Source organism: Citromicrobium sp. JLT1363 (assembly GCF_000186705.1).
GTDB lineage: Bacteria > Pseudomonadota > Alphaproteobacteria > Sphingomonadales > Sphingomonadaceae > Alteriqipengyuania.
The window spans coordinates 336,058-349,089 of record NZ_AEUE01000002.1 but is presented as its reverse complement, the minus strand read 5'-3'; the positions used below and the strand labels follow the sequence as shown (position 1 = coordinate 349,089).

Annotated in this window: 9 protein-coding genes; 4 read left to right on the top strand and 5 right to left on the bottom strand. The window is 58.8% G+C overall.

Annotated elements, in window-relative coordinates:
- Positions 1-411 precede the first annotated feature (411 nt).
- The 5 genes from ADAD_RS0104145 to ADAD_RS0104125 form a co-directional block, all read right to left on the bottom strand.
- Entirely contained in the window at positions 412-3,531 is a 3,120-nt protein-coding gene (locus ADAD_RS0104145) for a restriction endonuclease (RefSeq protein ID WP_010410045.1), read from the bottom strand.
- Positions 3,532-3,535: 4 nt separating this feature from the next.
- Complete coding sequence (locus ADAD_RS0104140) at positions 3,536-5,578, bottom strand: site-specific DNA-methyltransferase (RefSeq protein WP_010410043.1); 2,043 nt, start codon at positions 5,576-5,578, stop codon at positions 3,536-3,538.
- Position 5,579: 1 nt separating this feature from the next.
- Positions 5,580-6,254, bottom strand: coding sequence for a DUF4391 domain-containing protein (locus ADAD_RS0104135; protein WP_010410041.1), 675 nt, complete (start codon positions 6,252-6,254; stop codon positions 5,580-5,582).
- On the bottom strand, positions 6,251-9,484 hold the full coding sequence (locus tag ADAD_RS0104130; RefSeq protein ID WP_029139898.1) for a helicase-related protein: 3,234 nt from the start codon (positions 9,482-9,484) through the stop codon (positions 6,251-6,253). The genes ADAD_RS0104135 and ADAD_RS0104130 overlap by 4 nt, the downstream gene beginning before the upstream one ends.
- Before the next feature lie 324 nt (positions 9,485-9,808).
- On the bottom strand, positions 9,809-10,207 hold the full coding sequence (locus ADAD_RS0104125) for a MerR family transcriptional regulator (protein ID WP_010410031.1): 399 nt from the start codon (positions 10,205-10,207) through the stop codon (positions 9,809-9,811).
- Between the two features lie 67 nt (positions 10,208-10,274).
- Here ADAD_RS0104125 and ADAD_RS0104120 point away from each other — a divergent pair, with 67 nt between their 5' ends.
- The 4 genes from ADAD_RS0104120 (at position 10,275) to ADAD_RS0104110 (ending at position 13,024) form a co-directional block, all read left to right on the top strand.
- Entirely contained in the window at positions 10,275-10,895 is a 621-nt protein-coding gene (locus tag ADAD_RS0104120) for a cation transporter (protein ID WP_010410028.1), read from the top strand.
- On the top strand, positions 10,888-11,283 hold the full coding sequence (locus ADAD_RS16570; protein ID WP_010410025.1) for a DUF3703 domain-containing protein: 396 nt from the start codon (positions 10,888-10,890) through the stop codon (positions 11,281-11,283). The genes ADAD_RS0104120 and ADAD_RS16570 overlap by 8 nt, the downstream gene beginning before the upstream one ends.
- 83 nt (positions 11,284-11,366) lie before the next feature.
- The gene (locus ADAD_RS15495; RefSeq protein WP_050803687.1) at positions 11,367-11,705 is read left to right on the top strand and encodes a hypothetical protein; all 339 of its coding nucleotides are present in this window, start codon (positions 11,367-11,369) and stop codon (positions 11,703-11,705) included.
- Positions 11,706-11,770: 65 nt separating this feature from the next.
- Positions 11,771-13,024: a TolC family protein gene (locus ADAD_RS0104110; protein ID WP_033193149.1), complete on the top strand. Its 1,254-nt coding sequence runs from the start codon at positions 11,771-11,773 to the stop codon at positions 13,022-13,024.
- Positions 13,025-13,032: the final 8 nt, after the last annotated feature.

The following is a 13,032-nucleotide window of genomic DNA, read 5'->3' as shown; positions in this document are numbered from 1 at the left end:
ACCAATCGCCAGGAGCCAAGCTTCGCCCGCTGGAAATGAACCCCGGCCGACGGCTGCAACCATTCCCAGTTACGACAATCCCCCGGGGCTGAGCGAAAGGGAGCCCCAAAGCCAAGGGCTCGCCCGCCCGCAAAACTATGCTGGAAATGCAAAAATGGTGCCCAGAAGAGTAACCACATCGGACAGCCATCAATCAGAAATCGCAATGCATTTTCTCGAGGCCGCCGTGCTTGCCCCTATGCTTGCCCCGGGACTTTCTTGGTGTAGCGGTTCGAGTGCGACTAATATAGCGCTAGCGGATATCTAAACTGGGGCGCCTGGCCTCGAATCGCCACTGGTTCCAGCCGATACGTGGGACCAAGGGAGCCACGCAGTCACAGAGAACGGAGCTCTTGGGCCAAGGGCGGAGAGCTAGCGAAGCGCCTGCAGAAGTTCGTCATAGCCTTCGATTTTCTTGAACGCGACTTCCGGCGATACATCCTTGAAATACCGCTCTGCGCTATCGATGCTTTGCAGTTCCGCCAGCCGCAATTGCTCAGCACTGGCGTCGGCTTTGGTCTCTGCAACGAAGTAGATTTGTCGTTCTCCGGCAAACTCCAGAGCAATGGCCCAGTCCGGATTGTAGCTGCCGCCAGGCGTTGGGATCACGAAGCCCCGAGGCAGTTTCGCATAAACAATAACTTCCTGTGCTGCCTCCAATTCCTTGGCGAAATCGCGCTCATTTTTGGAGTCGACCGCGACGTAGTTATAGACATGGTTGGACGCCTCAAGCGCGCCCTCCAGAGGTATCTCGTAGCGATCAGTTTCGAAAATTGAGACGTCGTAGGTTTGGCCAGTCTTCTCATAGCGAAGGGACTCGATCGCCAACGCAACCTTCTGCCGTCGGATCAACTCGGCAGCTTTGCGCAAGAACATCTCCGGGTTCTGCCCGAACTTCGCAAAGGTGTTCGCGCTGATACCGGTGAGAATTCGCCCGGTAGTCCGCCTGGTGAGCCGTGTGAGCGATGCAAGCTGGCCGATCAGGTCAAAGCGAACATCGCTGTTGACGGCATCCTCGTGATACTCGGATCTCGAGCGTTCTTCGCGGAATGCGGAGCGGCTGCGCACGTCCTCCACACCAATTCCGGTTCCGAGTTCAGCTCCTGTGACGATGATCCGCTGTCGGTCGACCGTTAGGTCACTATCCAGCCGAGCTATGGCACTCGCGATCAGTTTCTCAGTATCGAAGTCCGTGAAATAGACCGCCTTTTGATTGATCCGGTTCCAGAGCTCCAGGAAGGCTTCCTTCTCAAGATTCTTCCGGCGAACCTCAGGCATCACCATATTGCGAGAATTGCCGGTCATTCGGCGGAGTGCGGTCTCGTCGAATACGGTATCCACCAGAGCAACGTATTCGGCAGCATGCTCTTGGAGGGCGTAAGGGAAGCTAGCCCAGACAGCTTGAGCTTCGCTTGATGCCTCGTCGATCTTGCCAGACGCGCCGGCTGAAACGGCCTCGGCAATAGTGTCGCGGCTCTCATGCCACTTCGCCGTGATGTGTCGGGCGGGATCGATGTAACGCTCCCCAATTAGCCAATATTCGAGCTCTGATGCTTCGGCTTGCGTGACCTCTTGGGGGCCCCCTGACGTGGTAATCGACAGGGTCTGGAAATACGCGGCGGTTGCCTCCCGCTGCCGTCCCTTAAGAGCGTCGGCCATCTCGTTCTGGAGCGCCTTGGCGAAGTCGTCGTAGCTCTCGGACGCGATGACAGTCAGGACATTGATCTGGTGCACGACACTCTTGTCGTCGGTGCGGTGGCCGTTTGAGTCGACGCTGATGCGCAGACCGCGACCAACCTCCTGCCGCTTGCCGATTTCATGGTCGGATTGCTTGAGCGTGCAGATCGTGAAGACGTTCGGATTGTCCCAGCCTTCGCGCAGAGCGGAATGGGAGAAGATGAAACGGACTGGCTCTTCGAGCGACAAGAGCTGCTCCTTCTTCTTCAGGATCAAATCATAGGAGGATTCATCTCGAGGTTCCCCGGCGCGGTCACCCTGAACGAAAGTCGCAGTGTCGACCATTCTCCCACGGCCATCGATCGAGAAATAGCCGTCGTGCACCTGCTCCGGGCGGTCGCGCTTCACATAGGTCAGCCACGCCTGGTCGGTGGTGTCGAGTTCCTTCAGCTCGTCGAGCGCGCGCCGATACTCTTCCTCGAACATCTGCGCATAAACGCCGTTCTGTTTTTCCCCGTCTTCGCCATAGAGACGGTACTTTGCCACCTCGTCGATGAAGAACAGCGAGAGCACCTTGATCCCGCGTGCATGCAGCAGCCGCTCGCGCTCGAAGTGGGCGCGGATCGTTTCGCGGATTTGCACGCGGCGGACGGCGTTTTCGCTGGTATCGCCGGTGACGCGGCCTTCTTCCAATACCTCGCCATTGGTGAATGCGACCGTCCGCTGGGTCACGTCGATGTTGGAAACTGTGTAGCCCGCATATTCGGACAGCCCGCCGGACTTCTCCTCCAGCTTGTCGCCATCGCGCAACCATACCGGCTTGCGCTTCACCTGCCCGCCTTTGAGGCCATGCTCGATCATCACCCGCGCTTCGGGCTTGCGACCATCGGTGAAGGTGCGAAAATTCGACAGGTAGAGATAGCCATCGAGCCCCGGCAGGCCCTTGGTTGCCACGCCTTTCACCTGGATTTTCTTCACCAGCTTGCGATTGTAGGCATCCAGCGCGTCCAGCCGGTGGATCAGGTTATAGCGAGTCTTGTGCGTGGCGGAGTAGCGCAGTGCCAGAGGCGCTTCGAAATGCGCCATCGCGTTTTGTGTGGCGGTCCCTTCCATCCGCTGGGGCTCGTCGAGGATCAGGATCGGGCGGTTACCCGCAATCACATCGATCGGTCGGCGGCTCTGGAAGCTGTCAGGCGTATCGAAGATAATCCGCCCCGCCCCGCGTCCGGTATCACCCGCACGCACATCGGCGGTGAAGGCCTGCGTATTGATGATCATGCAGTGCAGCCCGCCATCCTCGCTGAACGAGGTGAGCTTGTTGAGCTGGCCGCTGTTGTAAACGAAGTGCCGGATCTTGTGGCCGTAGAGCGAGTGGAACCAGCCCTCGGTATCCTCCAGCGTCTTCTTCACCCCTTCGCGAATCGCGATGCTCGGCACGACGATGATGAATTTCGACCAGCCGTATTCGGCATAGAGCCGATACATGGTGTCGATATAGACATAGGTCTTGCCGGTACCGGTCTCCATCTCGACGTCGAGATTGACCGGCGCGGCCTTGCTGGTCGCCAGTTCGCCGGAGGGCGGCAGGTGCTGCGCTATCTGCACGGCGCGGATATTGCCTAGCAAGTCCAGGTTCGGGGCGATCGGCGCGTTGCGCAGTGCGTTATCGAACATGGTGGATTGCGCGGCGACATCCTTGCCCGGGTCCAACTGGTAGCTGACGCCCTCGATACGCGGTTGCCCGGCAAAGCAATCGACCACGGCCTGCGCGGCCTTGGCCTGGTAATCGAGCGGCTTGAATATCTGCTTTGTCATGGGCTCAGAGCACCCGGACCTGGGTGTCGGGCGCGAGTTGCTTGAAGCGGCTGTGGACGTTTTCCTTGGTCGCGTCGTCGGCAAAGCCATCGTCGCGGAAGAGGGCGCGCAAAGGGGCAAGCTCCGCAATGGCGTCGGCCAGTTCGGTGTCGATCCCACCCTTGCCGCTGCTTGCCGGCTTGGCAAAACAGGCGATCAACGCCGCGCCTTTTCCGGTGCCGTCGCCATCATCATTGGGCGGCGCATCGACCAGCCAGACTTCGCGCCCGGCCACTTCGCGCTGCTCGATCGGCAGGGTGATATCGACACCCCAGCGCAGCAGCGCACCGAACAGCAAATCCTCTTCGCTGCGGTGGTCCTTGATATGGCTGACCATACCCGCGAGCGCTTCCTGTGTTGCTTCCTTTGGTGTGACACTGGTGTCGACGAAATTGCCGCTGTCGATGCGGAAGGCTCGAAATCCGGTATCGAGTTTACCGGTCGGCTTTCCTCCTTCATCTGCAATTTTCCTTCCCGCTCTGCGGATGCGCTCTCTAGAAATCGACGCGACTGTCTTCTTTAGGCCAAGCTCCTCGCAAAGATGCCAACCAGCCTTTTGGTCTTTGTCTTCTGGGTCAAGCACCTCCGGCAATTGGACTGAGATTGATCGAGCCTTCGAACCACTTTTCAGATTGTGTCGAAATACGCCATGCGCACTTGATCCAGATCCCGCGAAGAAATCCATAACGATGTCATTCTCACCTACCTTCGATATCTCGCAAAGGAATTCGATAAGGCTGGACGGCTTCGCGTGTGGAAACGGGATTCCAAGCGCCTTAAGCTCATGAGAGCTATTCTGATTGATATGCTCCTCAATCAGACTGTTTGGCTTAGAAGACGATTTTGCAATCACGTCATTGAGATAGGTTTTCGTGAAGACATTCCAGAAAACCTCATCGCCATTTTGATCAACCAGATTAGAAGATCGGACGGCTTTGACGTAAATCTCGTCCTTTTTTTCGAGATACGCCTGCTGGCTCCACCGCCAGACCTTGTCCTCCGATCTTTCAGGTGCGACTTTTGCGCCATCCTTCTTTTCCTCTGGGAACACTGTGCCCGGGGGTATAAGCAATGTTCCGTCAGGGGCTTCGATAAAATAGCGTTGATTTGTGCAGCCACGAAGTGGGTCGAGGCTTGTCATGTAAAGCCGAACGAGCTGGTATTTTTCCCCCGCTCGAGGCCCCTCCGCGTCTACCTCCTTATACGCCTTGTAATTCACTCCGCCAAAAAAGACCGGGCAGTGTTCTTTAGATTTGGCGTATGTCAAAACATAATCGAAATTTGGTGACCAATAATCCCCTTGGTTATTAGCCTTCTTCGAAATGCGGCAAGCGTTTCCTAAGAAATTATCGATACCAAAAATTTCATCACAAACTTCTTGAAGATTGAAAACTTCATCATCACCAATCGAGATGAATATGATTCCATCATCGCCGAGCATATTTTTGGCGAGCTTAAGCCTTGGATAGATCATATTTAGCCAATTCGAGTGAAATCGGCCGTTAGTTTCTGGGTTCGCGACCAAGCGCCCCTTTTGGTCATCGGCTTGTCCGCTCTCTATGTCATAGTTTGTTTGTGACTGAACAAAATTATCGTGATAAACGAAGTCGTTGCCCGTGTTGTATGGCGGGTCAATGTAGATCATCTTGACCTTGCCGAGATAGGTCTCCTGCAACAGCTTCAGCGCGTCGAGGTTGTCGCCTTCGATAAACAGATTGCGCGTGGTGTCGAAGTCCACGCTCTCCTCGCGCATCGGGCGCAGCGTTTTGTCTATCGGCGTGTTTGCTGTAAGAAGCGCCTGCCGCTTGCCCGGCCAGTCGAGCCGATACCGCTCTGCCGGACCTTCAACGAGATGATCGGAAAGCGCCTGCCGCAGCAGGTCGAAGTCGACCATGGGCGCATCTTCCCGCGGCCCTTCTGTCCGGCACTCAGGAAACAGATCGAGCAGGCGCTCGATATTCTGCTGGGTAAGGTCGGGGCTGGAGGCGTCCAGTTTCTCGATGGTCATACTATTCGGTCAGTTCTCTCAGCGCAGTCTGGGCCGCGCGCAATTCACGATTGATCTCGGTTTTGCGGGCAAAGTCCCCCTCGCGGCGCAACTTCAATTGCAGCCGCTCGACAGCTTTGCCCTGTGCGGCGATCCGGCTCAAGCGTTGCGCCTGCGCGCGCAGGCTCTCGGCCTCGAGGGGGCCATGCGGCCAGAGGGAGCGAAGCAGCCCTGCATAGAGCCCCTCCAGGCTCGCCGCCTGCGGCAATGGTGCGCGGGCCTGTGTGTTGGCGACCCAAGCTCCATGCCAATGCTCCAGGGTGACCGCCTGCGCCTTGTCCCCCTCGCTGCGCCGCTTATATGCGGCGGCGAGCATCAGCTCGTCTTCGTCGGGCGCATAACGAACCAGCTCGAACAGGATCGGATGCGGAATGGCCTTGTCGATATGAGCGAGAACGCGGTCATCGATCCGGTCGCTGCGCAGCGTAAGGCGAAACACCTCGATCTCGTCGACACCGCCCCCTGGCGGCAGGTTTACGCTACGCTCGAACAGTTTGAACGCCCAGTCGATCCGTTCGACCTGCGCGTCATAGAGCGCGCGGATCGCCTTGCCCCCACCCGCCTGCCGGAACAGCCGGTCACGCGGAATGCGGCTCTCCACCTTTGCCGCAGCAGGCCAGGCGAAAAGCGTGCTCATGCAGTGGTTTCGCGCACCACAAGGAAAGCGACCAGCTCGAAGTCATCGATCCCGGCGACTTCGCCGATCAACGCCGTGGTCGGCCCGCTGGCGAACAGGCTGTCGATGTCGCGTCCCTGTTTCTCCTCGATCATCGAACGGATCGCGTCCGAAAGCAGGTCGGAATATTTCTCCATCCGCCGCCCATCCTCGGTCTCCCGATTGAAGGGCTCGTAGAGCGCGGGATCGGGCTCGGTCCGGTTGCGCGCCGCGGCACGGAGCATGTCGAGCGCGTGCTTGGGATCGGTGTGCCGTACGACGGCCTTGCCGTTCTCATTCACATAGACGAGGTAAAAGGGGTGGAGCCGGTTGTGCTGTTTCAGCTCCGCCTCGGCATCGAGATTCCTCAGGCAGAAGATGACGCCGGGGGGCAGCTTGGGACCAGCCGGAACGAGGGCGTGCATGCCGAGCGGCGCATCGTCGAGACTGCCATTTTCGCGCACCCAGCTGACCAGATCCATGCGGAAATCGTTGAGGCCAAGGTCGGTAATGCCGACGCCCTGCCGCAGGTCTTCGAGATCGACGACCTCCTCCTGCATTCGGCGAAGTTGTTCGCGGCGATATTCGACATCGTTCTCGCGCGCGGCAAGTGGATTGTCGTCGCCCGTCGCGGTCAGGTCGGCAATGACCATGCGCCCTTCGACCCGGTCCTTGAGATTGATGTAGTCGTCGAGCTCGATATCCGGCCAATAGCTGACGAGCTGGATACGTGCATTCTTGCTGCCGATCCGATCCACGCGGCCAAATCGCTGGATGATACGGACCGGGTTCCAGTGGATGTCGTAATTCACCACCATGTCGCAGTCCTGCAGGTTCTGGCCCTCGGAAATGCAGTCTGTGGCGATCATGATGTCGATTTCACGGGTTTCCTTTTTAAGCCGCTCGATCTGCGCCTTCTTCTTCGAGACGGGGGAGAATAGGGTGAGGATGGCGTTGAAGTCGAAACCGTGGCCCAGCGTCGTCTTCGGTCCGCCCGAGCCGGTGACGATGGCCGAATGGCGACCGTCGTTCTCAGCGACCAGGCCAGCGATCTGGTCGTAGAGATATTCGGCGGTGTCAGCGAAGGCAGTGAAGATCAGCAGCTTGCCATTGCCCTCGTTGATCGGTTCCTCGTTCTTGCGCTTGATGAAGTCGATCAGGTGCTGCAGTTTCTCGTCATGCTCTGGCTCGACCCGCTCCATCTCGGCTAGTAGTCCATCGATGAGCGCGACATCGCCCTCAAGTTCGTGGCGGTAGGAAACAAGGTCCATGTCCTCGAGTGCGACGCGAACCTGGCCGCGCTCGAGCTCGGTTGGCACGTCGTCTTCGTCGTCCGAATGCTCTATCTCATAGGCGAAGCCAGGGCCGCCCCCGCGCTCGAACTGAGCGATGGCCTTCAATGTCGCGTGATGCGTGGCGGAGAGGCGAGACAGGGTGAGGCGGAAAGCCTGAACTGAGCTCTCCAGCCGTTTGAGCAGATTGACCCGCATCAGCGCCTTGATCGAGCTCTCGCGGTCGGTGCCCTTGAGGACGTTGGTATCGGTGGTGGTGTCGTATTGTGAGTACTTGCCCCTCCGGCTCGGCTGCACATAAGTCAGCGGCGCATAAACCGCGAGGTTGAGCTTGGTGAGCTCGTCGTAGATGTCGTTGAAGGTCGGAACTCCCGGCCTGTCGGTTAGCGCAGGCCGGAACGACGCCGGCTTGAGCCGTTCGGGAAAGCCGCCGATTTCCTCGGTATCGTAATAGGTCGTGATATGCCGCCGCGACCGCGCAATCGTGACCCTGTCGAGCAGGTCAAAGAAAGCGAAGTCCAGTCGATCCAGAATGGCTTGCGGCGTTCGCTTCTCAAGCGAAAGCTCCTCCCATTCATTAAATGTCCGCTGCGCTTTCCGAAAGATTTCATCGATCGTCTGGTTGGTGCCGAGCTTGTCGGCAAAAGCCTCGCTGTCACCTTCGTAAGCGAGAGCAAGCTGATTTTTCAGGTCAGCAAATCGGTTGTTCACTGGCGTGGCTGACAGCATCAGCACCTTCGTCTGCACGCCCGCTCGAATGACCTTGTTCAACAATGCCCGGTACCGCGTCTCCGCCTCACCTTGCGCCAATGTCGCATCGTCGTTCCGGAAATTGTGGGACTCGTCGATGACGATGAGGTCGTAATTTCCCCAGTTCACCTGATCGAGCGGCATTCCCATCGAATGCCCGCTGGTTCGTAACAGATCGGTGTGAGCGAGCACGTCGTAATTCAGCCGGTCCTCGGAGAGAATGTTGGTCGTCAGGTTCTTGTTGTAGGTATGCCAGTTGTCGGCGAGCTTCTTCGGACAAAGGACCAGGACCGACTTGTTGCGCAACTCGTAGTATTTGATCACGGCAAGCGCGGTGAAGGTTTTGCCCAAACCCACACTGTCGGCCAGGATACACCCGTTGAAGGTCTCGAGCTTGTTGATCAGGCCGAGCGCTGCATCCTGCTGGAACTTGTAGAGTGTGTTCCAGACTTTCGTCCTACGGAACCCCGTCCGATCGTTCGGCAAAAGGTCTTCGTTGATGTCCTCAAGAAACGTCCGAAAGATAATCGACAACATGAGGTGATAAATGCGGGCGGGAGAATTCTCGGCGTAGACCTGCTCGAGCTGCCGGCAGAGCGCTTGGGTTACATCTTTCAAGTGGTTGGGCTCCTGCCATAACTCACCGAAAAGCTGGTCGTACCGGGTGACCGCGCTGGCGTCAGTGACCTTGTTGATCATGGTGAGGTTGCCGGGCTGGTATCCGAGGTCTGCCGCCGTGAAACCATGAAGCCCGGTATACAACGCCTGACTGCTGCCGCCGATGCAAAGGAATGATGGAATTGGGTTTCCTGGATTGGATTTGAACTTGGCTTTCTTCCGTATCCAATCAGCGCAATCCCGCGCCAAAGCCCGCGTCGTCATTTTATTGCGCAATCGGATCTCGAACGGGGTTCCCGCCAGGTCGCGGTGGTTCATGACGGGCGGAATGATGAATTCGCGATGGTGATACTTTCCAGCCTCGTGATCAGTCATGAATGACGGCCCAGTGAAAATGAACTCGAAACTTTCGAGCTCACCAAGCTGTTTTTCTAGTGCGGCGAAAGCATGGATTGAAAATGAGGGAGCAGCAATTTTGACCCATTGCGCTGTGGCGAGCTCGATCTGCAAGTCGTCGCCGAAGAGCGCACTTATATTGTCCAGGATGTCCATCCGGACCTTTGGAGCGTCGAATGCACACCGATGCAATATGATTCGAGGCTGGTGATCGGAAAGCAAACTAATGGCATCGATTAAGGACGAGCATGGATGGCCGCGTGGACTGCGCTCACTTCGACTGACTGACAGTCTGGTTCAGCCGGTAGCGCACATCCGATTGAGATTAGAGCGCAATTGACACCCCACGATCCACAAAAGTGATGCGGTGGCTCTAGAGCAACGTAGGATCGAAGGTGAGCAATTTGTCAGCTTCGCGCCCTCATGTCGGCCATTCCATTGCTTCTCTGCGTCACCCATAAGCAGACGGTCATCAAGGTCTCACATGACGCTTTGGCGCCCTAGGCTGCCGATGATTTGGCACTCACCGATCTTATCCGCCTGGCAGGACCGTAACATCTGTCCCAGCTCGTCTCGTAGCGCCATTAGATCGGCGATCTTGCGCTCAACCTCGGTCAGCTGCAGCTGAACCAGTCGATCAATATCCTGACACGGGTTGTCCTCATGGTTGGAGAGCGCGAGAAGTTCGCGCACCTGCGCCATGCTGAAGCCAAGCTGGCGCGCGCGGCGAACGAATGTAAGCGCTGCCAAGTGATTGTCCGAATAGTCGCGGTAATTGCTGTCAGTTCGATCCGCAGTCGGCAATATGCCTTCGCGTTCATAATAGCGGATCGTCTCCGCCTTTGTGCCGGTGGCTTTCGCCAGTTCTCCGATACGCATCGCTTGACCTTGTAGTTGCTACAAGGTGCATATGTTCTTGCGACTCGAACGTTGCAAGGAGAGTGGCATGGCGAACTCCTGCTGCCAGACACCGGAGCCTGACACCGCCGCGCATATCGATCCGCGCTGGCGCCGTATTTTGTGGATCGCACTCATCGCTAATGCAGCCATGTTCGTGGTGGAGATGGTGGCCGGTGTCGCTGCTGATTCCCGTTCGCTCCAGGCCGATGCGCTTGATTTCTTCGGCGATGCCGCGAACTACGCGATCAGTCTTGGCGTTGCCGGGATGGCGCTCGCATGGCGGGCCAGAGCTGCCTTGGTAAAGGCAGCGACCATGCTCGCCTTCGGTATCTGGGTGCTCGGCTATGCCATCTATGGATTGATGGCGGGTGCCGATCCGGAGCCGGCAACGATGGGAATGGTCGGCACGCTGGCTCTGGCGACGAACGTGATCGTCGCGCTCATGCTCTTTCGGTTCCGAGATGGCGATGCGAACATGCGGTCGGTATGGATCTGCTCGCGCAACGATGCGATCGGAAACATTGCGGTTCTCGGCGCCGCCCTCGGGGTATTCGGAACGGGCCAAGCGTGGCCCGACCTGCTGGTCGCCTCGATCATGGCCGCACTAGCCCTCTGGGGCAGCATGAAGGTGTTCGGGCAGGCGCGTCAGGAACTGGGTCATGGATAGCGGCGCTATCCCCAGCAGGGATGCATTCCTAGCAGAAGAATACCGACGCGCAGCGAAGGCTTCGGACGAGCAGAATTTCGAGGAAGCGTGGCTCCATCTCGAGCGGGCCCACGTGGTTGCCCAAGATCGCTTGGGACCGCACTGCGCCTCGCATTTGCGTATGCTGAAGGTTGCGTGGAGGACGCGTGACTGGCGCGAAGTTCACGGTCAGATATTCCGACTTTCTCTTGCCCCCATCGGCAACATCACCGGAAGACTTCCAACCGGAAACAGTGGTCGTTCGAATGTAAGCGCATTCGCCCGGATGGAAATAGAGCCGGAAATCAGGCGTGTGCTTGGTCAATCGCCGTGTGGTGATGATCTCACGCCGAAGAACACCGATGCGTAAATCAATAGTATTGTTATGAAATCACATGCCACCTGGCGAGATAGTTCTTTCGCAGCCGAGCCTCCGCTGCTACCGGACACGCGATGACCCGGCTTTTCGCCCGCTCCCTCTTGCTTCAGCTGATCACGCTGTGCACTGCATTCGGTGTGCTGTGGGCTCCGGTGGCGGAAGCGGCCGAATGCGCGGGAGAGCCTCCGGTAGCATCTCAGCTCGAGCAGCACGACGAGCCCGGTGATGATGACCGTGGCCCGGAGAAGCACGGCGCCTGTGCGCATGGCCATTGCCATCATGCTTCGCAGGCTGTCGGGCGGTCGTCTGACGTCTTTGCCTTTGGCTCGGTCATGGGTGCCCTGCGCGCTGGCGACCAGCCCTCTTTTGCGTCCAATTTGACCGAACTGGCACCGCCCCCTCCTCGCGGCTGACGTTCGCCGCGCGTCGGACCTGTTTTCCGATGCCGAACTGAACGTCAGCAGAGGAATACCCATCCATGTTCGCTATATCGTGGCGAGCAGCCCCCGTCTGGGTGCTGATGCTCGCCCTGTCCACGGGACCGGCCACCGCGCAGGACCCGCGTGTCGTCACGCTCGACGACGCCCTTGAACTCAGCGGGGTCGCCGCTGAGGCCGATACCGCCACCACCAACCCCCGCCTCGTGGGGCCCCGCGCTGAAACAGACGCGGCGGTCGCGCTTGTCGATCAAGCCCGTCTCCGGCCTAATCCCGAAGTGTCCTTCGAGGTCGAGAACGTCGCTGGCAGCGGGGCATTCTCGGGTCTCCAGTCTACCGAATATACGCTCTCCGTCGGCCAGCGTCTCGAACTCGGCGGCAAGCGATCTGCGCGGATCGGAGCGGCCGAGTCCCAGGCCGAACTGGCATCTCTCAGGGCCGACCTTACCACGGTCGAACTGGGACAGCTGGTGCGCGAGCGATATTTCGCAGCTGCTGCCGCAGCCGCCCGGGTCGAACTCGCGCAGGACGTGGTCGCGCGAAATGAAGAGCTTGCCAGAATTGCCGGTGTCCTTGTGGAGGTCGGCCGCGAGCCGCCTTTGCGCGCACTGAGGGCGGATGCGGCCCTTGCCGAAGCGCGCGCGCGCCTGGTTGAGGCGGAGGCGGAGAGCCTGTCGGCTCGGACTGCGCTCGCTGCTCTATGGGCCGGCAGGGAAGCGCCATTCGTCTCGGCGCAATTTCCGGTTATCCTTCCGCCCGCTTCCCTTTTGACCCAAGCAGCGGAAAGCCTCACCTATAGGGTCGCGCGAGCCGAGAGCACCGCTGCAGCGGCGGAGATCGAGCGGCAGCGGAGCCTGCGTATTCCCGATCCCACGGTCTCCGCAGGCGTGCGGCGCTTCGAAGAAAACGGCGATAATGCGTTCGTCGTTGGCGTTTCGATCCCGCTTCCTTTTCGCGATCGGAACCAGGGCAACATCGCTGCTGCCGAAGCTCGGCTGCGTGCAGCGAACGCTCGCGAAGCCGTGGCCCTCGCGGATTACGAGCAGGCGGTCGCCACGGCCCGGGCCAGGTATCTTGGTGCCGAAGCGCGCGTCGAGACCCTTTCGCAGACATCGCTCCCGCAGGCGGAGGAGGCACTGCGCCTCGTTCGCATTGGATATCGCAACGGACGTTTTCCCCTGATCGAAGTTCTCGCGGCCGCAGAGGCACGCGACACGATCCGCGAGGCGCTCATCGCCGCCCGCGAGCAGAGGGGCCTGGCCGCAGCCGAACTGATCGGGCTGGCCGCACAGTGAAGGATATA

Excerpts from the sequence above, each read along its gene's own strand:
- ADAD_RS15495 (WP_050803687.1), top strand. The coding sequence starts at position 11,367 with ATGACCCGGCTTTTCGCCCGCTCCCTCTTGCTTCAGCTGATCACGCTG.
- ADAD_RS0104140 (WP_010410043.1), bottom strand. The coding sequence starts at position 5,578 with ATGACCATCGAGAAACTGGACGCCTCCAGCCCCGACCTTACCCAGCAG.
- ADAD_RS0104130 (WP_029139898.1), bottom strand. The coding sequence starts at position 9,484 with ATGGACATCCTGGACAATATAAGTGCGCTCTTCGGCGACGACTTGCAG.
- ADAD_RS0104135 (WP_010410041.1), bottom strand. The coding sequence starts at position 6,254 with ATGAGCACGCTTTTCGCCTGGCCTGCTGCGGCAAAGGTGGAGAGCCGC.
- ADAD_RS0104120 (WP_010410028.1), top strand. The coding sequence starts at position 10,275 with ATGGCGAACTCCTGCTGCCAGACACCGGAGCCTGACACCGCCGCGCAT.
- ADAD_RS0104110 (WP_033193149.1), top strand. The coding sequence starts at position 11,771 with ATGTTCGCTATATCGTGGCGAGCAGCCCCCGTCTGGGTGCTGATGCTC.
- ADAD_RS16570 (WP_010410025.1), top strand. The coding sequence starts at position 10,888 with ATGGATAGCGGCGCTATCCCCAGCAGGGATGCATTCCTAGCAGAAGAA.
- ADAD_RS0104145 (WP_010410045.1), bottom strand. The coding sequence starts at position 3,531 with ATGACAAAGCAGATATTCAAGCCGCTCGATTACCAGGCCAAGGCCGCG.
- ADAD_RS0104125 (WP_010410031.1), bottom strand. The coding sequence starts at position 10,207 with ATGCGTATCGGAGAACTGGCGAAAGCCACCGGCACAAAGGCGGAGACG.